The sequence below is a fragment of the Ruegeria sp. HKCCA5763 genome (genome assembly GCF_013034545.1).
Lineage (GTDB): Bacteria > Pseudomonadota > Alphaproteobacteria > Rhodobacterales > Rhodobacteraceae > Ruegeria.
In genome coordinates, this window is sequence record NZ_WQGF01000013.1 from 73,546 (window position 1) to 99,136 (window position 25,591).

The following is a 25,591-nucleotide window of genomic DNA, read 5'->3' on the forward strand; positions in this document are numbered from 1 at the left end:
CTAGAACTGGCCATGTTTGAATAACCTGCGCGACAAAACACTAAGATTAAGCGGCCGTTTTAGTTTGCACCTGTCTCTATGGGTTCTAAACCAATTGGAATGAACCTCAATTCTTCGTCAATGTTCTCATGAAGCCGTGTTCCCATTACGGCTCGCATCGTTCCCAGCGTGTTATCAACATAAGGAAAGCCGCGAACAAGCTGACCCCACATCTTACGGCCACATACTCGAATTTCCGGAACATTTAGCGCGCGAACGCTATGAAGCCATATCATTGCACCCGCCGCATCAGATGGCTGCCCGATTTTCTGGAATTTCTTTACACCATTTACTAATTTTAACGAACACATGTCACATTGATACATAACGTCCTCATCCCGAGGGATGCTTAGGTCGAGTGCTGCGGCTGGAATCACACCGCTATCTAACATTCTAAGCCTTAAAATATTTGCTATAACCAACATTGTTGAAATTTCTTCGGCATCAGCACCTTCTAAGCCAGCCGTGAAGCGCTCGATATCGTTTTTCATTGCATCCGCGGATGCGTTTAAAACTCGTTTTTTCAACCATCCAAACATAATTTTTCCAATCGTTTTAATACCAATCTATTGGCTTTTTTGGACGTGTTGGCAGGCAACAGCAACGGGAATGCCAACTTCGATCGCCTCGAATTATTGTTTGGTTTTTTATGCTCTTTCTTTCCACACCAGTTTTATGACCCCGGCTTCACGCTCGCCGTCACATAATTCACGCTCAAGTCCCGGTCCGAGATCGACCAGCTCCACAAGATCGGGTTGAACACAAACCCCTTGCGATCCACCGGGTCCAGCCCGGCCTGGCGCAGTAGCTCGAACAGTTCGTCAGGTGTGATGAACTTGTTCCACTCATGCGTGCCGCGCGGCAACCAGCGCATGACCACCTCGGCCCCGAAGATCGCCATCGCGTATGATTTCGGATTACGGTTTATGGTGGAACAAATCTGCAGCCCACCGGGTTTCAGCAAGTGTTGCGTGGCGGTCAGGAAGCTTTGCGGGTCGGCCACGTGTTCAACCACTTCCATGTTCAGCACGACGTCGAACTGCTCACCAGCGGCTGCCATGTCCTCGGCAGTGGTGTGGCGATAGTCAATCTCCAAGCCCGATTGTTCCGCATGGATGCGAGCGACAGGAAGATTGCGTTCGGCGGCGTCGGCACCCACGACCGCCGCGCCCAAGCGCGCCATCGGTTCACTGAGCAACCCACCACCGCAGCCGATATCCAGCAGGCGCAAACCCTCGAACGGGTTTTGCGCGGTCAGATCACGGTCAAACTCACCTGCAATCTGCTGTGTGATATAATCCAGACGGCACGGATTCAGCATGTGCAGAGGTTTGAATTTCCCGTGGGGATCCCACCATTCCGCCGCCATCGCCTCGAATTTTGCGATCTCGGACGGGTCCACAGTGTTCGGATGCGCTTGCATTCCTGTCTCCGTATGCTCTTTTACGCTTAAGGACTATATAGGGCCATAATGGACAAGTACCCGGACCAAAAGCGCGCAGTTCAATATCTGTACCCGCCGATCGACCCGTTCGATCAGCGCATGGTCGATATGGGCGATGGGCACCGTATCTATGTGGAACAATGCGGCAATCCCGATGGGATACCGGTTGTTATCCTTCACGGAGGCCCAGGGGGCGGCTGCAGCCCTGCTATGCGGCGCTATTTTGATCCGCGTGCGTACAGGGTGATTCTGTTTGATCAACGCGGATGTGGTCGGTCGCGGCCCACAGCATCGGTCGAAAACAACACGACGTGGCATCTTGTCGCTGATATCGAACGGCTGCGCGAACTGTTCGAAATTGATGAGTGGATCGTTTTTGGCGGCAGCTGGGGGGCGACGCTGGCTCTGATCTATGCGCAGACGCATTCTGATCGGGTCAGCCGTCTGGTGCTGCGCGGTGTGTTTCTGGCCACGCAGGCCGAGTTGGACTGGTTCTACGGCGGTGGGGCCGGACGGTTCTGGCCCGAGCACTGGCAAAAATTCACCGCTCTGCTGCCCGAGGGTGAGCTGGACGATACAATTGCTGCTTATAATAAGCGCCTGTTCTCGGGCGATCGCGCGACCGAGATCCTGTATGCACGCGCCTGGTCGCATTGGGAAAATGCGCTGGCCTCGATCCATACCAACGGATCGGTGGGCGAAAGTCCGGGTGAATACGCCCGCACCTTTGCGCGGCTCGAGAATCACTATTTCATCAACAAGGCGTTTCTGGAGAGGGATGGGCAGATTCTGGATCAGATGGATCGGATCGCCGATATTCCCGGACATATCGTTCAGGGGCGGTACGACATGATCTGCCCGCCTCAGGCCGCATGGAATCTGGCTGAACGCTGGCCCAATGCCGAGTTGAAGATGGTGCGGCAGGCGGGCCATGCGTTGTCTGAACCCGGCATCAGCGCCGAGCTTGTGCGCATCATGGATCGCGTGGCGGAGGGTGTGGCATGACCCGGATTGACCGCCGTGCCTTGTTTGCGTCAGGTGCCGCTGCCGCGCTTTTGGCGGCGACCGGTGCGTCCTTGGCGGACACGCCGAAGAAAGGCGGCACGTTGCGTCTGGCCGTACCGCGCGACGACAGCCTTGAACAAGTTGCACGCGGGGCTGTTTTCGACTCTTTGACCGAGATCGCGCCCGACGGAACGCTGCGGGGTGAGCTTGCAACAGGGTGGCAGACCGACGCCGACGCACGGGTCTGGACCTTTGATCTGCGTGATGATGCGGTTTTCCACGATGGTACACCGTTGGAAATTACGGACGTTCTGGCCGTTCTGGCGGAAGTTGGTCGCGCCGAAGCCATGGCCCCCAATCGCGTGCACTTGGAACTGGCTCAGGCCAATCCGGGTCTGCCCTTTATGTTGGCAGACAGCCGGTTTGTCGTCAAACGATCGGGTCAAACTGTGTCGCCATTACATGCCGCCAACGGCACTGGCTGTTACCGCGTCGAACGGGCCGAAGACGGGCGACATTTCCTCGGTCGCCGTGTGGTGGGGCATTACAAGGATGGTCAGGCCGGATGGGTCGATGCCATCGAGGTTATCGTAATTCCGGACGCGGGGGTTCGGGCCGAAGCGCTGCGCGATGGTTATGTCGATGTGGCGGCTCTGCCGGATAAGGCGGAAATGCAGGGTGTCCGCGGTCTTCGGTTTCACCCGTCCGAAGCGGACATGGCCCTTGCTGTAGCTGGTGCTGTCGGAATGCCGCGCCATATTGCAGGACCTTCGGTTTTAGACGACGGCCGTATCGCAGAACGGTGGTGGATGGCGTAAATTCGGCTGCGAATCCCGCCGGGGGTTGCAGACTCGGACCATCCTGCGTATATGCAGTTTCAACAGCGGCGCGTTGGACTTCTGGTTCAAGGCTCCACCGGAAAATTCGACGGGCCGCGCGCCCGTTTTTTTGTGCCCGATTAAAGGGTAGAGCACCTGATGACAAACGACTTGATAGCCAAAGCTGCCATTGACCGGCGACTGGCCGAGATCATCGCCCCCGTGATCGAGGATCTGGGGTACGAACTCGTGCGTATCCGCCTGATGAGCGGTAAGCAGACCACGCTGCAGATCATGGCGGACAAGCCCGACGGCGGCATCGAAGTGGACGACTGTGCCGAGATTTCGAACGCGGTCAGCGCCACGCTGGATGTCGAAGACCCGATCCTTGATGCCTATACGCTGGAAGTGTCCAGTCCCGGTATCGACCGCCCTCTCACGCGCCTCAAGGATTTTGAGACGTTTGAAGGCTATGAGGCCAAGATCGAAACGGCCGAGCTGATCGACGGTCGCCGCCGCTTCAAAGGTGAATTGGCCGGGATCGAAGGGGATGAGGTTCTGATCAACATCCCCGAGGGAGATGAGACGATCACCATCGGTCTGCAATTCGACTGGTTGAGCGACGCCAAGCTGGTCCTGACCGATGATCTGATCAAGGAAATGCTGCGCCAGCGCAAGGACGCCGGCGCCCTGAACGAAAACGCTTTCGACGAGATTGAGACCGAAGGGTCCGAAGAGGAGACGAACTGATGGCAATCACCTCAGCCAACCAGCTGGAGCTGCTGCAGACCGCCGAGGCCGTGGCCCGCGAAAAGATGATCGACCCCGGTCTGGTTGTCGAAGCGATGGAGGAATCGCTCGCCCGTGCCGCCAAGAGCCGTTACGGCGCGGAAATGGACATTCGCGTGTCCATCGACCGTAAGACCGGCAAGGCGACCTTTACTCGTGTGCGCACCGTGGTCGAGGATGAAGAGCTTGAGAACTATCAGGCGGAAATGACTGTCGAACAGGCGCGCCAGTACATGGAAGCGCCCGAGGTTGGTGACGTCTTCGTCGAAGAAGTGCCCCCCGTGGAAATGGGCCGTATCGCAGCGCAGTCCGCGAAACAGGTGATCCTGCAAAAAGTCCGCGAAGCGGAACGTGATCGTCAGTACGAAGAGTTCAAGGATCGTGCGGGCACCATCATCAACGGTGCAGTCAAGCGCGAGGAATTCGGCAATGTCATCGTCGATCTGGGCGGTGCCGAGGCTGTTCTGCGCCGCAATGACAAGATCGGTCGCGAAAGCTATCGCCCAAATGACCGCGTTCGTGCGTATATCAAGGAAGTGCGTCGTGAGGTTCGTGGCCACCAGATCTTCCTGTCGCGCACCGCGCCAGAATTCATGGCGGAACTGTTCAAGATGGAAGTGCCGGAAATCTATGACGGCATCATCGAGGTCAAGGCCGTGGCCCGTGACCCCGGCTCGCGCGCGAAGATCGCCGTGATTTCGTATGACGGTTCGATTGACCCCGTCGGTGCTTGCGTCGGTATGCGCGGCAGCCGCGTACAGGCGGTTGTGAACGAATTGCAGGGCGAAAAGATCGACATCATTCCGTGGAACGAAGATCAACCGACCTTCCTGGTGAACGCGCTGCAGCCCGCCGAGGTCTCCAAGGTGGTTCTGGACGAAGAAGCCGGCAAGATCGAAGTTGTGGTCCCCGAGGAACAGCTTTCGCTGGCCATCGGCCGCCGTGGTCAAAACGTACGTCTAGCCAGCCAGCTGACGAATCTGGACATCGACATCATGACAGAAGCCGAGGAATCGGCGCGTCGTCAGAAAGAATTCGAAGCCCGCACCCAATTGTTCATGGAAACGCTGGATCTGGACGAGTTCTTCGCTCAGTTGCTGGTGTCCGAAGGCTTTACTAACCTCGAAGAGGTTGCCTATGTCGAAATCGAAGAACTGCTGGTCATTGACGGCGTTGATGAAGGCACGGCACAGGAACTGCAAACCCGTGCACGTGAATTCCTGGAAGCGCAGGCCAAGGCAGCACTGGACGCAGCCCGTGCGCTGGGCGCTGAGGACAGCCTTATTGAATTCGAAGGCCTGACACCCCAGATGGTAGAAGCGCTGGCCAAGGACGATGTGAAGACTTTGGAAGATTTCGCAACCTGCGCGGACTGGGAACTGGCCGGTGGCTGGACCACGGTTGATGGCGAACGCATCAAGGATGACGGTGTACTTGAACCTTTTGGCGTGACGCTGGAAGAGGCACAGGACATGGTCATGACCGCGCGCATCCTGTTGGGTTGGGTTGATCCGGCCGAGTTGGAGCAGGCGGAAGAGGATGTCGACGGCGACGGAGAAGACGAGGAGGTCGAGGCCTGATCTCAGGCCTCGGGTGGCGCGTATGGGTCGCGGTGGCGTCCATAAAGATCGGTCTGACGGACCCGAACGCAAGTGCATTGCCACGGGCGAGGTTCAGCCGAAATACGGTCTGATCCGCTTTGTGACGGGACCGGACGGTCAGGTTTATCCCGATGTTGCGGCAAAGCTGCCGGGGCGTGGGGTCTATGTGGCGGCAGATCGCGCCGCACTGGACAAGGCCGTTGGCAAAAAGCTGTTTGCGCGCGGGTTCAAGGCGCAGGTTTCTGTGCCGAGCGATCTGAGCGACGAAGTTGAAAAACAGATCGCGCGCCGCGTGGTTGAGTTGCTCAGTCTGGCGCGCAAGTCTGGTGACGCGGTTGCCGGTTATGAAAAGGTCAAGACGTGGCTGGACCGAGAAGAAGCGCAGGTGCTGCTTCAGGCCATTGATGGATCGGGGCGCGGCAAGTCCAAACTCAGCACGCCGCACTTCGGAAAATACATTGGTTGGCTGACTGCGGACGAATTAGGGCAGGCATTTGGACGCCAAACGGTGATTCATGCTGCCATGGCCTCTGGCGGACTCGCCAAACGTGTTGTAGAGGAAGCGCAGCGCTTGCGTGGCTTGCGCGAAACGGATGACGGCGGCAGGGGCCGCGCGGAAGGGTAAGAAGCTTTATGAGCGATAATGACGGCAAAAAGACATTGGGTCTTCGTGGCGGGGCACGCCCCGGAAATGTGAAACAGAGTTTCAGCCACGGACGCACCAAGAATGTCGTGGTGGAAACCAAACGCAAGCGCGTGGTGGTCCCCAAGCCGGGCGCGGCAAAGCCAAGTGGCGGTGCTGCACCTTCGGGTGATCCGTCGCGTCGCCCGGCGGGTATATCCGACGCGGAAATGGCGCGCCGCATGAAGGCGCTGCAAGCAGCCAAGGCGCGCGAGGCTGAAGAGGCCGCCGCCCGTGAGGCCGCTGAAAAGGCGCGCGAAGAAGAGCGCGCCCGCCGCCGTGCGGAACAGGAAGCCAAGGAGCGCGAACAGCGCGAAGCCGAAGAGCGTGCACGCCAGAAGGCGGAAGAAGAAGAGCGCAAGCGCAAAGAGGCGGAAGAAGCTGCCAAACGTGCTGCTGCAGCGCCCGCGCCGGAAGAGCCGAAAGCGGCACGCGCTCCGACCAGCAAACCTGCGCCTGCTGCGACTCCGCGTAAACAGGATCGTGAACGCGAGCAGCGCGGTCGCGGCAAAGGTCGTGAAGATAATCGCCGTTCTGGCAAGCTGACACTGGGTCAGGCCACTGGTGGCGAAGGCAACCGCCAACGCTCGATGGCTGCGATGAAACGCAAGCAAGAGCGTGCGCGTCAGAAAGCCATGGGCGGCACGGTTGAGCGGGAAAAGGTGATCCGTGACGTGCAGCTGCCCGAGGCCATCATGGTCTCGGAACTGGCCAACCGTATGGCCGAACGTGTGGCTGACGTTGTCAAATCGCTGATGCAGATGGGCATGATGGTCACACAGAACCAGACCATCGACGCTGACACGGCTGAACTGATCATCGAAGAATTTGGCCACAAGGTCACGCGTGTTTCTGACTCGGATGTTGAAGACGTCATCAAAGAGGTCGAAGACAGCGATGAAGATCTGAAGCCGCGCCCGCCGGTCATCACCATCATGGGTCACGTTGACCACGGTAAAACCTCGCTGTTGGATGCAATCCGCGATGCGCGTGTTGTGGCGGGCGAGGCCGGTGGCATTACCCAGCATATCGGCGCCTATCAGGTGAAAACCGAGGGCGGCACCACGCTGACCTTCCTGGATACACCGGGCCACGCAGCGTTTACGTCGATGCGTTCGCGCGGTGCTCAGGTCACGGATATCGTGGTTCTGGTTGTTGCGGCTGACGACGCAGTGATGCCGCAGACGATCGAGGCGATCAACCACGCCAAAGCGGCAGAAGTGCCCATGATCGTGGCGATCAACAAGGTCGACAAGCCGGACGCAAACCCGGACAAGGTGCGCACCGATCTGCTGCAACACGAAGTGATCGTCGAGAAAATGTCGGGTGAGGTTCAGGACGTCGAAGTGTCCGCGATCACCGGTCAGGGTCTGGACGAGCTGCTGGAAGCCATTGCGCTGCAAGCCGAAATTCTGGAACTGAAAGCCAACCCCGACCGCGCCGCCCAAGGTGCTGTGATCGAGGCGCAGCTGGATGTTGGTCGTGGTCCTGTGGCCACCGTTCTGGTTCAGAACGGCACGTTGCGCCAGGGCGACATCTTCGTTGTGGGTGAGCAATACGGTAAGGTCCGCGCGCTGATCAACGACAAGGGTGACCGCGTCAAAGAAGCTGGCCCATCGGTTCCTGTCGAGGTTCTGGGCTTGAACGGCACGCCCGAAGCCGGTGACGTTTTGAACGTGACCGAGACCGAAGCACAAGCCCGCGAAATCGCCGCTTATCGCGAACAAGCTGCCAAGGACAAACGCGCCGCCGCTGGTGCCGCAACGACCCTTGAACAGCTGATGCAAAAGGCGAAAGAAGACGAGAACGTGGCCGAGCTGCCGATCCTCGTCAAAGCTGACGTGCAGGGGTCTGCCGAAGCTATCGTTCAGGCGATGGAAAAAATCGGCAACGACGAAGTGCGCGTGCGCGTGCTGCATTCGGGCGTGGGCGCGATCACCGAGACCGACGTCGGCCTGGCCGAAGCATCAGGCGCGCCAGTCATGGGCTTCAACGTTCGTGCCAACGCATCGGCCCGGAACACCGCGAACCAGAAGGGTGTTGAGATCCGCTATTACTCGGTGATCTATGACCTTGTGGACGACGTGAAAGCAGCTGCATCCGGCCTGCTGAGCGCCGAGATCCGCGAGAAGTTCATCGGCTATGCCGAGATCCGCGAAGTCTTCAAGGTCACCGGCGTCGGCAAAGTTGCCGGCTGTCTGGTCACCGAAGGTGTTGCCCGTCGTTCGGCAGGTGTCCGCCTGCTGCGCGACAACGTGGTGATCCACGAGGGCACGCTGAAGACGCTCAAACGCTTCAAGGACGAAGTGGCCGAGGTTCAGTCGGGTCAGGAATGCGGTATGGCGTTCGAGAACTACGACGATATTCGCCAAGGAGACGTTATCGAAATCTTCGAGCGCGAAGAGGTCACCCGGACACTGGATTGATCCGGTTCAAAACGAAATTAGAGAAAGCGGCCCCCTTGGGCCGCTTTTTTGTTGGTTCTTGTTGGGTTTCAACATCTGCCGCGTGGGCAAAACCAATCTTGGATTCCGCACCTTTTCTGACGCAGCATCCTGACGCATTCGCGGCAACTGCATTTCCTCTCAACACTGCGTTGGATGGTGCCTTTGTTCCAAATGTATGGACATCTTCGGGTGCAGCAGCGGCTGAATAGTACGAGTTCGCCTTTTAGTTGGTCGCGCTCTCAAACCGGGATCCCGTTTAGCCAAGTAGGGGGTTGGACTTGAGGCACTCGGCGGCAAAATCCACAAAGGCGCGCACTTTCGCAGACACGGTTCGGCCCTCTTGATGCACAAGATGGATGGGAACCTCGGGCGGTTCATAAGGCTTTAAAACAGTCTTGAGTCGCCCATCTGCTATGTAGGGTGCCACCTGATAAGACAGAAGCCGCCCGATGCCATGGCCTCGCAAGGCCAACTCGATCACAGCATCATTTGTATTCATGCTGATGCGCGGGCTCACGCGTTTGACAGTTGTCTTTCTGCCCGTTTGAAAATGCCATTGGGCCGATGGATTGAGCGCAGTTGAGTTGATTATGGCACGATTGGATAAGTCTTCGGGTGTTTCCGGTTCGCCGTGTTGGTCAAGATATGCCGGCGACGCAAATAGTACCTGCCTCACTGCGCCGCATTTGACAGCCATGAGGCTTGAATCCGCCATGTTGCCGATCCTGATGCCGACGTCGAGGCCCTCATCAATCAGGTTGACCACGCGGTCAACATAGAGGGTACGTGCCGAGAGCTTTGGGTACAGATCCAGAAATTCGCCCAAAAGCGGAGTAATGAACATACGACCAAACAAGACCGATGCAGTGACACTTAATTCCCCGGTGGGTTCGGAATAGGAACCGATTGCAGCGCGCTCGGCCTCTTCAAGATCAGCCAGAATACGTTTGGCATCCTCAAAAAACCTTTGCCCACTATCAGTCAGCATAACTGAGCGCGTTGTGCGCACAAAAAGACGTAGCCCGAGGCTTTCCTCAAGCATGGAAACCATTCGGGTCACTGTTGGCGGCGACATTCTGAGGTGACGGGCCGCAGCGGCAAAGCCTTTCAGCTCGGCCACTTTGACAAAGACGTTTAGCGCGTGAAATCTGTCCAAAATATTATTCCATATTTTGGAATAATATATTGCCAATTATCCTAATTCCGCAACACAGAAGCTCTGATTAACTTCACCTCAGTCCCAGGGCATAGCCCAGATCAAGGTGGAGAATACGATGGTACGACCCTTTGCAGAGATCAGTTTCACGCCCTCCGTACGCGAAACGCAGGCCAAGAATGGGTCAGCGACCGGTTACGCGAAGTTTCTGGCAGGTGCCCGTCAGGAGGACCTGATCAGCCCGGTTGAGGCCAGCTTCATCGCGCAAAGGGACGGCTTCTATCAAGCTACGGTCTCGGAAACCGGCTGGCCTTACGTACAATTCCGCGGTGGACCAGTTGGTTTTTTGAAGGTGTTGGATGAACGGACACTTGCCTACGCCGATTTTCGGGGCAACCGGCAGTATCTCAGTACAGGCAACCTGCTGATCAATGACCGCATCTCGCTGATCCTAATGGATTACCCCAATCAGAGACGTCTCAAGATCTGGGGTCGGGCGATGCTCATTGATGCCGAGACTGATCCGGCCCTGATGCGGCGCCTGAGTGCGCCAGGCTATCGCGCTCATCCTGAGCGGGCGATTGTGATCAAGCTTGAGGCGATGGACTGGAACTGCCCGCAGCACATCCCCCAACGCATGACCCTTGAAGAATTTGAAGATTATCTGGCCCCGTTTCGCACTGAACTGGCAGCGCTGAAAGCGCGAAACGCAAGGCTCGAAGAGGCGCTCGGCTAGCAAAACTGACCGGTGTCAAACCCCGCGCGTTAAGACGCGCGCCCTAGAATGACGAAAGGAAATACCCATGCCGCGCAATCTGAAATCCATCCTGAGCGCCAGTATTCTTGCGCTTTCTATTGTTGGGCCATTGGCACCAGCCCCTGCAATCGCCGCAGAGACCCAAGTTGAAGCTACTCAGGCCATCAGTTTCCGTACGGAACAAATCGGCGACATCAATATCGCCTATCGTGAGGCCGGAGATCCGAACAGGCCCACTGTCCTGCTGCTTCATGGGTTTCCGACCTCTTCACACATGTTCCGAAACCTTATTCCTGAACTGGCCAAGCGCTACCACGTGATTGCGCCCGATTTTCCAGGATTCGGGGCATCGGATATGCCGATGGCCGAAGACTTCGAGTATACCTTCGCGAATATATCGAAAATGATGACGTCGCTGCTCGACCGAAAGGGCGTAGATCACTACGCGGTCTATCTGATGGATTACGGCGCTCCGGTTGGTTTTCGTATGTTTGCGGAACGGCCCGAACGAGTCACGGGCTTCATCATTCAAAACGGGAATGCCTATGAGGAAGGGCTGCGCGAATTCTGGGATCCAATCAAAGCCTATTGGGCCGAGCCATCGCAAGAGAATGGCGATCAGCTTCGTGGATTCCTCACTCTGGATGCTACCAAATGGCAATTCACCCACGGTGTCCAGAAACCGGAACTGATTAACCCGGACAATTTCTGGCACGTCCAATACTTGCTCGACCGCGAAGGCAATCAGGAGGTACAACTTGAACTTTTCCTGGATTACGGCACCAACGTTGCCGAATACCCAAAATGGCAGGCGCTGTTTCGCAAGCATCAGCCACCGGCGCTGCTGATGTGGGGCAAGAATGATCACATCTTCCCTGCCGAAGGTGCCTTTCCCTATCAACGTGATCTGAAGGATCTTGAGTTTCACCTGCTCGATACTGGACACTTCGCGCTGGAAGAGTATGGACCCGAGATTGCCACGCAGATGACTGCCTTTCTGAATCGTATCACCAACGCCAGCAACTGACGTAGAAATGGCCGCACCATGCTCAAGGGTGCGGCCTTATGCATGGAGACGAACAATGAACACGCAGGCAAATACAGCCAGACAGGCAACGGTTGAAGTCGTACACGGCTTTGTCGACGGTGGCACCGGAGGAAATCCCGCAGGTGTCATTTTGGACGCTGATGAATTGAGTGAGCAAGACATGCAGGACATTGCAGCAAGGGTTGGATTGTCCGAAACGGCCTTTGTCTCTCGGTCCGAGACCGAAGGCTTCAAGCTGGATTTCTTCACACCGAACCGACGCATCGCTCATTGCGGTCACGCGACAATCGCAGCCTTTTCGCACCTTGATGCGTTAGGTCGGATCCCCAACCCCGATACTTCCAAGGAGACGGTTGATGGGCCGAGGCGCATCCTCATGAAAGAAGGTGCCGCCTACATGGAGCAATTGGCCCCACGCTATTCAGGAGTTGAAGAGTGGGCCAAAAAGGGCGTGAAAATCGATGATGTTCTGAACTCACTCGGGATCGACAATTCTCAAATTGATCGGAGGTTCCCACCGCTTCTGGTCAATACCGGTAATAGCTTCATCGTTGTTGGTCTTTCAAATGCCAGGGCTCTTGCCAATGTCAAACCAGATTATGCCAAAATCACTCAAATCAGTGAGCAGCTGGATTTGATCGGCTACTACGTCTTCACAAACGATCCCTTAGCGACAAGTCGAGATGCCACGACTCGCATGTTCGCGCCCAGATACGCGATTGAAGAGGAAGCAGCGACCGGGATGGCCGCGGGGCCGCTGGCATGTGTATTGCACGATTTTGGCGATTCATCTCAGCGTTCATTCCAGATCGAGCAAGGAGTGTTTATGAACCCTGCAAGCCCGAGCCTAATTAAAGTTGAATTGGAGGTTGAGGATGGCGCAATCTCGGGCCTCATGGCGGGTGGCTACGGCAAGGTCGCGCGCTCGCTTCAAATTGCTTTCTAGCGACAAAAAAGCTGATCACGTGTGACGTTCGTTGGGGCCAATTCCGCGTAGGACGAGTTTACGAAATGAGTTCATTCCATTGGCGTATGGACTGCTTTTCCATCGCAATGCGACACGAGTATTTGCGTTTCGGAACAACAATTCGTGCTGCTCGCGGGGGCAGCACGAAATTTCAATGGCCGGGTTGCGCTTGGGGCTGGCATTTGCAGTTCCGGTACAAACCTCGGTTCGTGTTTGATTATTTGGCTCTCGGCGAAGGGGACAAATCTTTTGGGCGCCCGATGTCCTTGACTAACGCGACACCGATAAAAACGTCCCCGGATGCATGATGATGTCAAAATGGTGCATCCCACGTTTCAGATCGAAACTGACGGAATGCCCGGCTTTGCGCAGCTGTTCGGCATAGTCCCGGCTCTGGCGGATGAACTCGGGCGTATCGCGTTCGGCCACGGTCACGTGATAGCGCGGGCCGGGGCGGGGCAGGTGGCGGGTGGGGGACAGGTCGTTCACCTCAACCGGGGTCAATTGCAGGGGGTCGTTGATCGGCGTCAGGCTGATCGGTTCAAGATCATAAATTCCGCTGATCAGGATCACGTCGCGCACACGCAGCCCCGCGCGCGCCAGTTTGTTGGCTGAGCTTGCCATTACCATGCTGACCAACTGAGCCCCGGCGCTGTGCCCGGACAAGGTGATCCGCGACGGGTCAAAACCCAGATCAGATGCGTTGGTTGCTAGCCAGAGCAAAGCGTCGCGACATTCTTCGACCATCTCTCCGATCCGTGCATTCGGGGCGAGTGTGTAGTTCAGCGTCGCAAACGACTGTTCAGCCTCGATCAGGGCAGGTGCCATCATCGCCGAATCGCGCTGGCTGAGGGCTTGCCAATAGCCCCCATGAATAAAGACATGCAGCGGAGCACCAGCACCTTTTGCGGGAAAGAAATCCAGAACCTGAGCGGTTCCATCACCGTAAGAGATGTTCCCGATCACCTCCATCTGCGCGCGATGCTGTGCACTGAGCGCGGCGTAGCTGTCCAGATAGGGTGTGAGGTCTCCACCGATCATTGACGAGGGCGAATACTCCTGATCCAACTCGGCCTGTGTGAACCCCCGGTACAGCATTGCTCACTCCTGATCCGCATACATCAATTCGGTGCGTAGGTCGTAGAGATCATGGAAAAAGCGTAAATCCAAGGCCTTGCGCAAAAACGACACGCCACTGGAGCCGCCGGTGCCGGGTTGGTTGCCGATCACTCTTTCCACCGCTGTGACGTGATCGAAACGCCAGCGCTGGAATAGGGATTCCACGTCCATCAGCTTTTCCGCCAGTGCATAAAGATCCCAATACTGCGACCTATCCCGAAACACCTGCAGCCAGATTTTGACCACGCGCGGATCACCGGAATAGGGCTGTGCAAAGTCGCGGTCTAACAGGTCCTTTGGTACGTCAAAGCCCTGGCGGGACAGCATGAACAACACCTCGTCGTACAGAGATGGTTTGGTCAGCGCATGATTCAGCATCGCCATAACTTCGGGGTCATGCTGATGCACTTTTAGGGTCGCGGGGTCCTTGTTGCCCAGTATGAACTCGATCTGCCGGTACCCATAGCTTTGAAACCCTGAAGAGTTGCCCAGAGCCTGCCGAAACGTCATGTAATCGGCGGGCGTCATGGTCAGCAGGGTTTCCCACGCCGCGATCAACTGTCGCTGGATCGCCTTGACCCTGTCGAGGTTCTTCATCGCCGGGCCGAACTCGTCCTGTTGCAGGAAATGACGTACTTCCACCAGTTGGTGGTGCATCAGTTTCAACCACAACTCGCTGACCTGATGGATGATGATGAACAGCATCTCATCTGGTTGCGCAGGGTCCTGAAAGGTCTTTTGCAGGTTCAGCAGTGTCTTGAGCTGCAGGAAATCGCCATAGCTTTTGCGATGGGTCTGCGCGAAATCGGTGACCAGAGTGTCTTCGATCCCGCGTTCAAGAAATCGATCATCCTTATCGCTCATGTGCTTCTCCCTGCGCCGGCGTCCCCCCATGTGTAGGGGGTGAATCGGCGCAGGGCCAGAGTGTCAGGTCCAGTCGAGGACCACCTTTCCTGACCTACCCGATTTCATCGCGGCAAAACCCTCGGTAAACTCGTCGACTTTCATCTGGTGTGTGATCACGCGAGAAATATCCAGCCCGTTTTGCAGCATGGCAATCATCTTGTACCAGGTCTCGAACATCTCGCGCCCATACACGCCCTTGATGGTGATGGCCTTGAACACGATACGCGACCAATCGACCGGTGATTTCCCGGGCGGAATGCCCAGCAAGGCGATCTTTCCACCCATCACAAGAGCTTCGACCATTTGGTCAAGCGCGGCTTGAGACCCGGACATTTCAAGACCGACGTCGAAGCCTTCTTTCATTCCCAATTCGGTAATGACGTCTTGCAGGTCTTCTTTGGACACGTCGACGGTGCGGACAGTTGGCACCACATGTTCAGCCAGCTTCAGGCGATCTGGATTGATATCGGTAATCACAACATTCCGCGCACTGGCATGGCGCGCAACTGCGGCGGCCATGATTCCGATCGGGCCTGCGCCAGTGATCAGAACATCTTCGCCCAGCAGATCGAAGCTCAGCGCTGTATGAACAGCGTTGCCGAGGGGGTCGAGAATGGCTCCGATCTCATCCGGTATATCGTCGGGCAGTGGCACGACATTAAAAGCCGGCAATTTCAGGTACTGCGCAAAGGCCCCTTGCTCATTCACACCGATCCCGCGAGTGCCGGGGTCGAGGTGGAACTTGCCCGCGCGGCTCTGGCGGCTGTCGGTGGTGATCAGATGCCCCTCTCCGGAACACCGCTGACCGATCTCAAGCCCCGTCACGTTGCGCCCGATCTCGACGATCTCACCGGCGAATTCGTGGCCGGTGATCATCGGAACCGGCACAGTGGCAGAGGCCCATTCATCCCAGTTCCAGATATGAATATCGGTCCCGCAGATGCCGGTTTTGTTGATTTTGATCAGCACCTCTTCCGGCCCGATCTCGGGCACCGGGGCCTGCACCATCCACAGGCCCTCTTCGGGTTTGGATTTTTCCAGTGCCTTCATGGTGTTGGGGCGCATTAGATCACCCCCAGTTCTTTGCCAACCTTGCCAAAGGCGGTCAGCGCGCGATCCAATTCATCCTTGGTTAGAGCCGCATTCATTTGCGTTCTGATCCGCGCTTGTCCGCGTGGAACAACCGGGAAGAAGAAACCCGAGACATAGACGCCCTCATCAAACAGCTTTGTCGCCATGTCCTGCGCCAGCGTCGCTTCGCCCAACATCACCGGGATGATCGGGTGTTCGCCGGGCAGTAGATCAAAGCCCAGATTTTCCAGCCCCGCGCGCCAGTATTTGGCGTTGCCAAACAGCTGGGCACGCAGCATGTCGCCTTCTTCTACAAGACGGATCGCCTCAAGCCCTGCGGCGACGATGGAAGGCGGCAGCGAATTTGAGAACAGATAGGGCCGCGCCCGCTGCCGCAGCAGGTCGATCACTGGCTGCGGCCCGGCGATGTAACCGCCGATTGCCCCCCCAAGTGCCTTGCCCAAAGTTCCTGTTAGAATGTCGACATCAACACCGAAGTGGTCCGGCGTACCCGCACCGTTCGGCCCCATGAAGCCGGTGGCGTGGCAATCATCAACCATGACAATGGCGTCATACTTGTCCGCCAGTTCGCGAATCTTCGGCAGGTTAGCCAGATAGCCATCCATCGAGAACACGCCATCCGTTGCGATCATGATATGCCGTGCCCCGTCCTCGCGTGCCTGTTTCAGCCAGGCTTCGAGGTCGTTCATGTCATTGTTCAAATAGCGATAGCGCTTTGCCTTGCACAACCGCACTCCGTCTATGATCGAGGCGTGATTCAAACTGTCTGAGATAATCGCGTCCTCGGGGCCGAGCAGCGGTTCGAACAAACCGCCGTTGGCATCAAAACAGGCAGCAAACAGGATCGCGTCGTCCTTGTTCAGGAAAGTCGCCAGCTTCTGTTCCAATTCACGATGAATATCCTGCGTCCCGCAGATGAACCGGACCGATGCCATGCCGAATCCTTTGGGCTCCATCACGCCCTTGGCGGCGTCGATCAACGCCGGATGATCGGCCAGACCCAGATAGTTATTGGCGCACAGGTTGATGACCTGTTTGCCGCCCACCGTAATCTCACCGCCCTGAGGCGAAGTGATCATTCGTTCGCGCTTGTACAAACCTTCGGATTCGATCTGCGCGAGTGTGTCCGTGATGTGGGACAGGAATGCATCTGCCATGGCGACCTCCGTTCAACTGAGTCGCACATCTAACATAGCGGATGAATTTCCCAAATAGGGGAAATTCAATATGAAGGAAAAATTTCCGTGAAGGCGGAATTTTGCCGGATTCAGGCGTTTTTCACGATCAAAAAGACTCGTGCGGGCCCTTTGGCAACAATGGAATGCGCGATGTCTGCAGCGTAACGCGCGGTGTCTCCTTGGTTCAGGTCCGACATGGCGCTGCCGGACGTGACCCTGACCCTGCCTTCCAGCACCGTCAGCTGCTCGTGCGCTCCGCGGGCGTGGGGTTGGCTGTTCAAAGCTCCGCCTTCACCAAACTCAATTTCATAGACCTCGTGACCTCCGGCTTCTTCCGGCGGGGAAAGGATGCGAATACGGCAGTTTTGCCCCATATTGTCGATACTGGGGACCTCAGAGCTTCGCAGAACCTCGATCTGGTCACTGGCTTGTGCGCCTTCCAACAGACCTGCAAAATCCACCTGCAAAGCGCGGGTCAGGTTCCAAAGGGTCGAGATCGTAGGGCTGCTTTCGCCGCGCTCGATCTGGCTGACCATGGACCGGGAAACGCCGCTGAGTTTGGCAACCGCCTCAAGCGACAGTCCTTTTGCCCGGCGTGCCTCTTTCAGGCGTGCAGGCAGGAGGTTCAGGATATCGTCTGTGTTTTCCGTCATGACGGAATCCATGCGTGTTGCGCAACGTAATGTCAATTCCGGGCGTGACAGTGAGTCTAATTTGAAGATCATGCTGCAAGTGCATAATGCGCGCGGGTTTTGGAGGAGAAAATATGACTGACGTAGTGATTCTGGATGGTGCGCGTACCGCCATCGGCACATTTGGTGGCGCTTTGGCCTCGATGGCTCCGATTGATCTGGCAACTGTTGCCACCGAAGCAGCCCTTGAACGTTCGGGTGTTGAAGGCGCGCAGATCGGCAGCGTTGTCTTTGGTCATGTCATCAACACCGAACCACGCGACATGTATTTATCACGCGTGGCTGCGATGCAGGCGGGTATCCCCAACGGTACGCCGGCCATGAATGTGAACCGTCTGTGCGGGTCCGGGGCTCAGGCCATTGTATCCGCCGTGCAGTCCCTGATGCTTGGCGATGCGGAATTTGCTGTGGCGGGCGGTGCCGAGAGCATGTCGCGCAGCCCTTACATCGTGCCTCAGGCGCGGTGGGGCGCTAAGATGGGTGATGTTACCTCGCTCGATATGATGCTGGGCGCACTGAATTGCCCGTTTGGCACAGGGCATATGGGTGTCACGGCCGAAAACGTGGCCGACGAACATCAGATCAGCCGTGAGCAGATGGACGAGTTTGCCATGACCAGCCAGACCCGTGCGGCTGCTGCGATTGAGGGGGGATTTTTCGAAAGCCAGATCGCTCCGGTGCAGGTCAAGGTCAAACGCGACATGGTCGATTTCCAGGTCGATGAACACCCCAAAGCGACTACAGCCGAGGCGCTGGCCGGGTTGAGGCCAGTGTTCAAGAAAGACGGGCGCGTCACGGCCGGGAATGCCTCGGGCATCAATGACGGCGCGGCTGCGATGGTTCTGGCAACGGCGGACGCGGCAGAAAAAGCCGGTTTGAAACCGAAAGCACGCGTGATCGGCTATGCCCATGCCGGTGTGCGACCCGAAGTTATGGGTATTGGCCCGGTCCCGGCGGTGCAAAACCTGTTCAAGAAGACCGGTTTGTCGGCAGGTGATTTCGATGTGATCGAAAGCAACGAAGCTTTTGCCGCACAGGCACTGGCCGTCAATCAGGAGCTGGGTCTGGATGCGGCCAAGGTAAACCCCAACGGCGGTGCCATTGCGCTGGGCCATCCGGTTGGCGCGACCGGCGCGATCATCACCCTCAAGGCGCTGTACGAGTTGGAGCGTACGGGTGGGTCAAAAGCGTTGATCACCATGTGCATTGGCGGTGGTCAGGGGATTGCCCTTGCCATTGAGCGGCTCTGAACGACAACGGAGCAGGGGGGCTGTCTGCCCCCCATTGCGCTTTTGGCGCAATTCCCCCCGAAGGTATTTTTAGCCAGATGAAGCAGGCGGGTTTGAATTAGCCCAGCACCACGGCAATCAGCGTTGCGGCTATTCCAAAGAGCGCACCTATCGTGGCAGGTAGGGCATATGCACCAAAGCCGTTACTCTTTTTGTCGTCTTTTTGGGTTTGCGCGATCAGTGCGTTTTCAACAAGCGCTGGCAGGCGCGGGCCGAAACGGGCGAGCACCATTGCGGTTTTCCCAAAATCCCTCAGAGCGGCGCGAGGGCCGATAGATCGCTTGATGTAGTCTTCGACTACAGGGCGGGCGACCTCCCAGATGTTCATGTGGTCGTCGAGTGAGCGCGCGACACCTTCGACCACCACCATGGTGCGTTGCAGCAGGATCAGCTCGGTTCTTGTTTCCATGCCAAAGCGCTCGGTCACCTCGAATAGGTAATTCAGCAGGCGGCCCATCGAGATATGTGAAGCATCCATGCCGAAGATGGGTTCGCCAACTGCACGCAGGGCGCGGGCGAATTCATCTACGTCCTGGTTTGCGGGGACATATCCTGCTTCGAAATGTACCTCGGCCACGCGTTTATAATCGCGGCGGATGAAACCAAAGAGGATCTCGGCATAAACCCGGCGCGTGTATTCGTCGATATGGCCCATGATGCCATAGTCATAGGCGATGATATCGCCATTGGCGGCAACCTTCAGGTTACCCTGGTGCATGTCGGCATGGAAATACCCGTCGCGCAGGGCGTGCAGCAGGAACAGGCGCAGGACGCGTTCGGCCAGATCGCGGCGGTTGTGGCCTGCGGCGTCGAGGGCTGCGTTGTCGCCCAGCGGGATACCGTCGGCCCAGCTCAGTGTCATCACGCGACGCGCAGACAGCGACCAGACCACGGGCGGCAGCCAGAACCCGGCATCATCCTTGGTGTTGGCGGCGTATTCCGATGCAGCAGAGCTTTCCAGCCGCAGATCGAGTTCGCCACGGACAACGCCATCGAAATGTTCGATCACTTCCATCGGACGCAAACGGCGCGCGCCGGGGGCGAAAAGCTGCACGATACGGGCCGCGAAATAGAAAGCGTCTACATCCTTGCGGAACGCGCGTTCGATGCCGGGTCGCAGGACTTTTACGGCAACATCCTCGCCCGTGCTGACCAGTTTGGCTTTATGGACCTGCGCGATTGATGCGGCGGCGATTGGTTCGCTGAAATCGCTGAACATCTCGGCAACAGGCTGCCCAAGTTCTTTTTCGACCTCGGCCATGGCCTCAGACTTAGAAAACGGGGGTAGTTTGTCCTGAAGAACGCGCAGCTGTTCGGCCAGTTCATTGCCGACGACATCGGGGCGGGTGGACAGCACCTGACCAAACTTGATGTAGGCCGGACCAAGCGCTGTCAGAGCACGGGTGGCAGGCGGCATGTCAGGATCGCCTTTGTAGCCCAGCCACTGGAACGGCTTGCCCAACGCGTGGGCGATAAACCGCAGCGACCGGGGGGCCTCAAAAGCGTCCAGAACCACGTTCATGGCACCGGTGCGCTCTAAAGTGGCGCCTGTGCGGATCAGGCGGATAATATTGTGAGGACCGCGCATCAGATTTTCCAGCCGGAATGCAGCGCGGCGATGCCCATGCTCAGGTTTCGGTACTTGGCGTTCTCGAAGCCAGCAGCGCGGACCATGCCCAGAAAGGTTTCTTGATCGGGGAATTTACGGATAGATTCCACAAGGTACTGATAACTGTCATAGTCATTGGCGATCAGCTTACCCATGCGTGGGATGACGTTGAAGCTGTAGAGATCGTAAAGCTTTTGCAGCCCGTCATTGGGCAACTGGCTGAATTCCAGCACCATCAGGCGACCGCCGGGTTTCAGTACGCGGAACGCTTCGTTCAGGGCCTCTTGCGGGCGGGTGACGTTCCGGATGCCGAAAGAGATCGTGTAAACATCAAAGGTGTTGTCTTCAAACGGCAGGGCCATCGCATCCCCGACCACCCAATTCAGGCTGTCCGACATCTGGTCGGCTTCGGCGCGTTGGCGGCCTTCGACCAGCATAGGTTCGGTCAGGTCCAGAACAGTGGCGTGGCCGTGGCCTGCGCGTTTGAGGAAGCGGAAAGAGATGTCCCCTGTTCCGCCCGCCACATCCAGCAGCCGTTGGCCAGGGCGTGGGGCCAGCCAATCCATCATCGCGTCTTTCCAGACTCGGTGGATGCCCATCGACATGACATCGTTCATCACGTCATATTTCGAGGCCACCGAGTTGAATACGCCCTGCACGCGCCCGGCCTTGTCAGCCTCGCGCACGGTTTCAAACCCGAAATGAGTGGTCTTGTCGCTGTTGTCGGACATTTGCCTTGCCGTTCGTCGAATTTCGCCTCTGTTATAGGGCCATAAGAGGCGCGCACAATGCGGCCCTTTGAATTAGGAGCCGTGTAATGCCCGAATTGCCCGAGGTCGAGACAGTAAGACGCGGCCTGAGCCCTGCGATGGAAGGCGTGGTGATTGAACAGGCAGACGTAAATCGCCCTGATCTGCGCTGGCCCTTCCCCGAGCGTATGGCCGAACGGCTTACGGGTCAGCGGGTGGATCGTTTGCGGCGGCGCTCGAAATATATTCTGGCCGATCTCAGCAGTGGAGAAACGCTGCTGATTCATCTGGGCATGTCGGGCCGCATGACAGTATCAGGTGATCCTTTGGGGCGGTTTGTACATGAGCACCCGATGCCTGAGAAGCATGACCATGTCGTCTTTCACATGGCCAACGGTGCCCGCGTGACCTTCAATGACCCACGTCGGTTTGGCGCCATGGACCTGATGCCGACAGCAACGGCGGATGACCACAAGTTGCTGTCGGTTCTGGGGCCAGAGCCCTTGGGCAATGACTTCCACGAAGAGCACCTGATCGAGGCCTTCAAAGGCAAGAACACCCCGGTCAAATCCGCGCTCTTGAATCAGGGAATCGTTGCCGGATTGGGCAATATCTATGTCTGCGAGGCGCTTTATCGCGGCAAGGTGTCGCCACGTCGCAAAGCCGGGCAGATTTCTGCATCCCGTGTTGCCGCATTGGTTCCGATCATCCGGCAAGTGTTGCAGGACGCCATAGAAGCAGGCGGCTCTTCCTTGCGAGATTTCCGCCAAGCTGATGGAGAACTTGGATATTTTCAGCACAGCTTTGACGTCTATGGGCGCGAGGGAGAGCCTTGCCGGACAGAGGGCTGTGGCGCGACAATCAAGAGAATCACACAGTCCGGTCGCTCATCCTTCTATTGTGTGCAATGCCAAAGATAACTTGATCCAACGAAATCGCGTGATAAGGAATCGTATCTGAACGGAACAACCGGAAGCTTTCACCTCATGGCTTTTGAGACGATCATCGTCGAAATCGAAGACCACGTCGCTCTTATCAAACTCAACCGACCGGATGCGTTGAATGCGCTCAATACCCAGTTGCTGGGTGAGTTGTGTGCCGCGCTGGAAGATGCAGACAGCAACGACAAGGTGCGATGCATTGTGATTACCGGATCGGACAAGGCCTTTGCCGCCGGTGCGGACATCAAGGAAATGTCCGAGATGAGCTTTGTGGACGTCTACAACGTGAACCTGTTTGCCGATGCCAACGACCGGGTTTCGGCGATCCGCAAGCCTATCATCGCCGCTGTTGCGGGCTATGCGTTGGGCGGCGGATGCGAGCTGGCGATGCTGTGCGATTTCATCATCGCCGCAGACACTGCCAAGTTCGGACAGCCCGAGATCAATTTGGGTGTCATCGCGGGGCTCGGTGGAAGTCAGCGCTTGACGCGGTTCGTCGGCAAATCGAAATCGATGGATATGAACCTGACGGGCCGGTTCATGGATGCAGAAGAGGCCGAGCGCGCAGGTTTGGTAAGCCGAGTTGTGCCCGCCAAGAAGTTGATCGAAGAGGCAACTGGAGCGGCTCAAAAGATTGCTGAGAAGTCGCAGATTACCGCCATCGCAGCCAAAGAAGCCGTCAATCGCAGTTATGAACTTCCGCTAAGTGAAGGCATGTTGTTCGAGCGTCGCGTCTTCCATTCGATGTTTGCGACTGAAGACCAGAAAGAAGGCATGGCGGCGTTTCTGGAAAAGCGCGCGGCGCAATTCCGCGACAAGTAAGGCGTAGCTAGCCAAGGTTCGGGGGCGGGCTTTTGCCCGCCTTTTTTTGTCCGGTTCGCAAGCGCAGAGAATCGGCTTGGCAAACCCGAAAAACTTGGATACATACCGCCGCCATACATGCGCGTGCGGCCCGCTTGGCCCGACTCACACTCGTGATTTCTGATCCGGTGCGGATATGTCCGTGGCGCGCAACCCAAGATAACCGTACCGAACGAAGGTCAGAAACACATGGCAAATTCGCCCCAGGCAAAGAAACGCGCACGTCAGAACGAAAAGCGTTTCGCAGTCAACAAAGCGCGTCGTTCGCGCATCCGTACTTACCTGCGCAAAGTCGAAGAAGCGATTGCTTCTGGCGACAAGGACGCGGCAACCGCTGCTCTGCGTGCCGCTCAGCCTGAACTGATGCGCGGTGTTACCAAAGGTGTGTTCCACAAAAACACCGCAGCCCGCAAGATGTCGCGCCTGTCGGCCCGCGTCAAAGCACTGGGCTAAGTCCACTGATTGACCAATGGTCATGTCAGCAAGGCTGATCTAAATACAAGGCGTCGCGTGAAGCGGCGCCTTTTTTCGTGTTGCCGGAAAACCGCGCCTTCACAAAACTGAGAGATTCTTTCGGCCAAAGAACCGAGTCAATAACAGAGTTTCGTTGCCGCGCCCCGCAAGGAGTTGTTACCACTGTAATCAGCGATTCACTCGCTTGGGGGGACAGGCTGTTTCTTCGGTCGAACTGACGGGCATCAGGACGATCCGGAGAAGTTGTCGACGACTGGCTGATGTCAGGCTGCCGATTTGTCGAGAAATCCGGGACAAGCCCGGTGTGCTCGGCCCTGTCTAAAAAATTGAGAGTGCGACGTGCAACCCGGTTTTCCGGACGCTCAACTATTGCCGGGCGTTTAGCGGGGACATGTGTGCATTTGAAAGACATCCCGCCAAACCGGGTTGGTTTTGGCGCTTGGATACCTGTGTGCGAGTGAACGCTTAACCGGGCGACCGGGTTTGTATGAATAAGGCCGACAGGCCAATAAGAATGGGATGCGTGAGGCGCTGAATGACACAAGAGAAATGGGGACTACTGCGTAACAAATTGCTGAAGGCCGTCGGTCGGAACAACTACACCACCTGGATCGAGCCTTTGGAATTTAAGGAGCTGCAGAATGGTGTGGCGGTTTTTTCCGTGCCGACCAATTTTATGGGCAACTATGTCAGTCAAAATTTTGCAGACCTCATTTTGTATGAACTGAACACGGCAGGTGAAACCGTGCAGCGGCTGGATTTCCGGGTTGCCGCCAATTCGCCCGCACGTCCGAAACCAAACTTGCAAGCGGCCCCGGACGCGCCTGCAGATCCTGTTGTCGCGCCCGTGGCTGAGGTTGCCTCGGATGCGCTCGAGTCCTTGCAGGCCGCGCCTTTGGATTCCCGCTTTACCTTTGACAGCTTTGTTGTGGGCAAGCCCAACGAACTGGCGCATGCCGCCGCCCGCCGTGTCTCGGAAGGCGGACCTGTCACCTTCAACCCGCTGGTTTTGTATGGTGGTGTGGGTTTAGGTAAAACCCACCTGATGCACGCCATCGCGTGGGAGCTGAAGACAAAACATCCTGAGCTTAACGTGCTTTACCTTTCGGCCGAGCAATTCATGTATCGCTTTGTTCAGGCGCTGCGTGAACGCCGGATGATGGATTTCAAACACTTGTTCCGCTCGGTCGATGTGTTGATGGTGGATGACGTGCAATTCATCGCGGGCAAGGATTCGACGCAGGAAGAGTTCTTTCACACCTTCAATGCGCTTGTGGATCAGAACAAGCAGATCATCATTTCGGCCGACCGCGCCCCGGGTGAGATCAAGGATCTGGAAGACCGTGTGAAATCGCGCCTGCAATGCGGTCTGGTCGTCGACCTGCATCCAACTGACTACGAACTGCGCCTGGGCATCCTGCAGAACAAGGTGCAGCAGTACAGCAGCACCTATCCCGATCTATCGATTGCCGATGGTGTTCTGGAGTTTCTGGCGCATCGCATCTCGACCAATGTCCGCGTTCTGGAAGGTGCTCTGACCCGTCTGTTCGCCTTCGCATCGCTGGTGGGCCGCGAAATCGATATGGAGCTGACACAGGACTGTCTGGCTGACGTGCTGCGTGCCTCAGAACGAAAGATCAGCGTTGAGGAGATCCAGCGGAAAGTGTCCGAATATTACAATATTCGCCTTTCCGACATAATCGGGCCCAAGCGCCTGCGGTCTTATGCGCGTCCGCGCCAGGTGGCGATGTATCTGTGCAAGCAGCTCACCAGCCGCTCGTTGCCCGAGATTGGCCGCCGTTTTGGCGGGCGAGACCACACAACGGTCATGCACGGCGTGAAACGTATTGAAGAGCTGAAACTGACCGACGGTCAGATCGCCGAAGATGTAGAAATGCTGCGGCGGTCGCTGGAAGCCTGATCTGAGC

Annotated in this window: 24 protein-coding genes; 14 read left to right on the forward strand and 10 right to left on the reverse strand. The window is 57.0% G+C overall.

The window, feature by feature from the left end; genetic code table 11:
- Nucleotides 1–59: 59 nt before the first annotated feature.
- Together GOV89_RS19295 and ubiG are read right to left on the reverse strand one after the other, a co-directional pair.
- The gene (locus GOV89_RS19295) at nucleotides 60–578 is read right to left on the reverse strand and encodes a hypothetical protein (protein WP_171181136.1); all 519 of its coding nucleotides are present in this window, start codon (nucleotides 576–578) and stop codon (nucleotides 60–62) included.
- A 134-nt stretch (nucleotides 579–712) separates the two neighbouring features.
- A complete protein-coding gene (gene ubiG, locus GOV89_RS19300) occupies nucleotides 713–1,462 on the reverse strand; it encodes a bifunctional 2-polyprenyl-6-hydroxyphenol methylase/3-demethylubiquinol 3-O-methyltransferase UbiG (protein ID WP_171181138.1) in 750 nt (249 codons plus the stop codon).
- 48 nt (nucleotides 1,463–1,510) lie between these two features.
- Between ubiG and pip the strand changes: the two genes are divergently transcribed.
- The 6 genes from pip (at nucleotide 1,511) to infB (ending at nucleotide 8,804) form a co-directional block, all read left to right on the forward strand.
- On the forward strand, nucleotides 1,511–2,488 hold the full coding sequence (gene pip / locus GOV89_RS19305; protein ID WP_171181140.1) for a prolyl aminopeptidase: 978 nt from the start codon (nucleotides 1,511–1,513) through the stop codon (nucleotides 2,486–2,488).
- On the forward strand, nucleotides 2,485–3,306 hold the full coding sequence (locus tag GOV89_RS19310) for an ABC transporter substrate-binding protein (RefSeq protein WP_171181142.1): 822 nt from the start codon (nucleotides 2,485–2,487) through the stop codon (nucleotides 3,304–3,306). The genes pip and GOV89_RS19310 overlap by 4 nt, the downstream gene beginning before the upstream one ends.
- A gap of 159 nt (nucleotides 3,307–3,465) precedes the next feature.
- The gene (gene rimP, locus GOV89_RS19315) at nucleotides 3,466–4,056 is read left to right on the forward strand and encodes a ribosome maturation factor RimP (protein ID WP_171181146.1); all 591 of its coding nucleotides are present in this window, start codon (nucleotides 3,466–3,468) and stop codon (nucleotides 4,054–4,056) included.
- Nucleotides 4,056–5,675 carry a transcription termination factor NusA gene (nusA, locus tag GOV89_RS19320; protein ID WP_171181168.1) on the forward strand — a complete coding sequence of 540 codons (1,620 nt, stop codon included), beginning with the start codon at nucleotides 4,056–4,058 and terminating at the stop codon, nucleotides 5,673–5,675. The genes rimP and nusA overlap by 1 nt, the downstream gene beginning before the upstream one ends.
- 22 nt (nucleotides 5,676–5,697) lie before the next feature.
- Nucleotides 5,698–6,321 (forward strand): RNA-binding protein, encoded by a 624-nt coding sequence (locus GOV89_RS19325; protein WP_171181171.1) that lies wholly within the window; start codon nucleotides 5,698–5,700, stop codon nucleotides 6,319–6,321.
- 8 nt (nucleotides 6,322–6,329) lie between these two features.
- Nucleotides 6,330–8,804: a translation initiation factor IF-2 gene (infB, locus tag GOV89_RS19330; RefSeq protein ID WP_171181173.1), complete on the forward strand. Its 2,475-nt coding sequence runs from the start codon at nucleotides 6,330–6,332 to the stop codon at nucleotides 8,802–8,804.
- A gap of 277 nt (nucleotides 8,805–9,081) precedes the next feature.
- Here infB and GOV89_RS19335 read toward each other — a convergent pair whose 3' ends face one another.
- Nucleotides 9,082–9,981, reverse strand: a complete 900-nt coding sequence (locus GOV89_RS19335; RefSeq protein WP_171181175.1) for a LysR substrate-binding domain-containing protein — start codon at nucleotides 9,979–9,981, stop codon at nucleotides 9,082–9,084.
- 118 nt (nucleotides 9,982–10,099) lie between these two features.
- Here GOV89_RS19335 and GOV89_RS19340 point away from each other — a divergent pair, with 118 nt between their 5' ends.
- From GOV89_RS19340 to GOV89_RS19350, 3 genes are all read left to right on the forward strand, one after another.
- Nucleotides 10,100–10,717: a pyridoxamine 5'-phosphate oxidase family protein gene (locus tag GOV89_RS19340; protein WP_171181179.1), complete on the forward strand. Its 618-nt coding sequence runs from the start codon at nucleotides 10,100–10,102 to the stop codon at nucleotides 10,715–10,717.
- A 67-nt stretch (nucleotides 10,718–10,784) separates the two neighbouring features.
- Nucleotides 10,785–11,765, forward strand: a complete 981-nt coding sequence (locus GOV89_RS19345) for an alpha/beta fold hydrolase (protein WP_171238833.1) — start codon at nucleotides 10,785–10,787, stop codon at nucleotides 11,763–11,765.
- Between the two features lie 55 nt (nucleotides 11,766–11,820).
- Nucleotides 11,821–12,732 carry a PhzF family phenazine biosynthesis protein gene (locus GOV89_RS19350; protein ID WP_171181183.1) on the forward strand — a complete coding sequence of 304 codons (912 nt, stop codon included), beginning with the start codon at nucleotides 11,821–11,823 and terminating at the stop codon, nucleotides 12,730–12,732.
- Nucleotides 12,733–13,023: 291 nt separating this feature from the next.
- On the opposite strand, the gene GOV89_RS19355 is transcribed toward GOV89_RS19350, so the two are convergent.
- The 5 genes from GOV89_RS19355 to GOV89_RS19375 all read right to left on the reverse strand — a co-directional run bounded on the left by GOV89_RS19355 (nucleotide 13,024) and on the right by GOV89_RS19375 (nucleotide 17,701).
- Nucleotides 13,024–13,851 (reverse strand): alpha/beta hydrolase, encoded by an 828-nt coding sequence (locus GOV89_RS19355; RefSeq protein ID WP_171181185.1) that lies wholly within the window; start codon nucleotides 13,849–13,851, stop codon nucleotides 13,024–13,026.
- 3 nt (nucleotides 13,852–13,854) lie between these two features.
- A complete protein-coding gene (locus GOV89_RS19360) occupies nucleotides 13,855–14,736 on the reverse strand; it encodes a tryptophan 2,3-dioxygenase (protein ID WP_171181187.1) in 882 nt (293 codons plus the stop codon).
- A gap of 63 nt (nucleotides 14,737–14,799) precedes the next feature.
- A complete protein-coding gene (gene tdh / locus GOV89_RS19365) occupies nucleotides 14,800–15,828 on the reverse strand; it encodes an L-threonine 3-dehydrogenase (RefSeq protein WP_171181246.1) in 1,029 nt (342 codons plus the stop codon).
- Between the two features lie 14 nt (nucleotides 15,829–15,842).
- Nucleotides 15,843–17,027 (reverse strand): glycine C-acetyltransferase, encoded by a 1,185-nt coding sequence (locus GOV89_RS19370; RefSeq protein ID WP_171238834.1) that lies wholly within the window; start codon nucleotides 17,025–17,027, stop codon nucleotides 15,843–15,845.
- 110 nt (nucleotides 17,028–17,137) lie between these two features.
- On the reverse strand, nucleotides 17,138–17,701 hold the full coding sequence (locus tag GOV89_RS19375; RefSeq protein WP_171181191.1) for a helix-turn-helix domain-containing protein: 564 nt from the start codon (nucleotides 17,699–17,701) through the stop codon (nucleotides 17,138–17,140).
- A gap of 113 nt (nucleotides 17,702–17,814) precedes the next feature.
- Between GOV89_RS19375 and GOV89_RS19380 the strand changes: the two genes are divergently transcribed.
- A complete protein-coding gene (locus GOV89_RS19380) occupies nucleotides 17,815–18,990 on the forward strand; it encodes an acetyl-CoA C-acyltransferase family protein (protein WP_171181194.1) in 1,176 nt (391 codons plus the stop codon).
- 97 nt (nucleotides 18,991–19,087) lie between these two features.
- Here GOV89_RS19380 and ubiB read toward each other — a convergent pair whose 3' ends face one another.
- A complete protein-coding gene (gene ubiB / locus GOV89_RS19385; protein WP_171181197.1) occupies nucleotides 19,088–20,617 on the reverse strand; it encodes a 2-polyprenylphenol 6-hydroxylase in 1,530 nt (509 codons plus the stop codon).
- Nucleotides 20,617–21,369: a bifunctional demethylmenaquinone methyltransferase/2-methoxy-6-polyprenyl-1,4-benzoquinol methylase UbiE gene (ubiE, locus tag GOV89_RS19390; protein ID WP_171181199.1), complete on the reverse strand. Its 753-nt coding sequence runs from the start codon at nucleotides 21,367–21,369 to the stop codon at nucleotides 20,617–20,619. Before ubiE ends, ubiB begins: the two co-directional genes overlap by 1 nt.
- A gap of 86 nt (nucleotides 21,370–21,455) precedes the next feature.
- Between ubiE and mutM the strand changes: the two genes are divergently transcribed.
- The 4 genes from mutM to dnaA all read left to right on the forward strand — a co-directional run bounded on the left by mutM (nucleotide 21,456) and on the right by dnaA (nucleotide 25,584).
- Nucleotides 21,456–22,307 (forward strand): bifunctional DNA-formamidopyrimidine glycosylase/DNA-(apurinic or apyrimidinic site) lyase, encoded by an 852-nt coding sequence (gene mutM / locus GOV89_RS19395; protein ID WP_171181201.1) that lies wholly within the window; start codon nucleotides 21,456–21,458, stop codon nucleotides 22,305–22,307.
- Between the two features lie 66 nt (nucleotides 22,308–22,373).
- Complete coding sequence (locus GOV89_RS19400) at nucleotides 22,374–23,150, forward strand: enoyl-CoA hydratase (RefSeq protein WP_171181203.1); 777 nt, start codon at nucleotides 22,374–22,376, stop codon at nucleotides 23,148–23,150.
- 228 nt (nucleotides 23,151–23,378) lie between these two features.
- Nucleotides 23,379–23,642, forward strand: a complete 264-nt coding sequence (gene rpsT / locus GOV89_RS19405; protein ID WP_039541017.1) for a 30S ribosomal protein S20 — start codon at nucleotides 23,379–23,381, stop codon at nucleotides 23,640–23,642.
- Between the two features lie 556 nt (nucleotides 23,643–24,198).
- Entirely contained in the window at nucleotides 24,199–25,584 is a 1,386-nt protein-coding gene (gene dnaA, locus GOV89_RS19410) for a chromosomal replication initiator protein DnaA (protein ID WP_171181206.1), read from the forward strand.
- The last annotated feature ends 7 nt before the right edge of the window (nucleotides 25,585–25,591 follow it).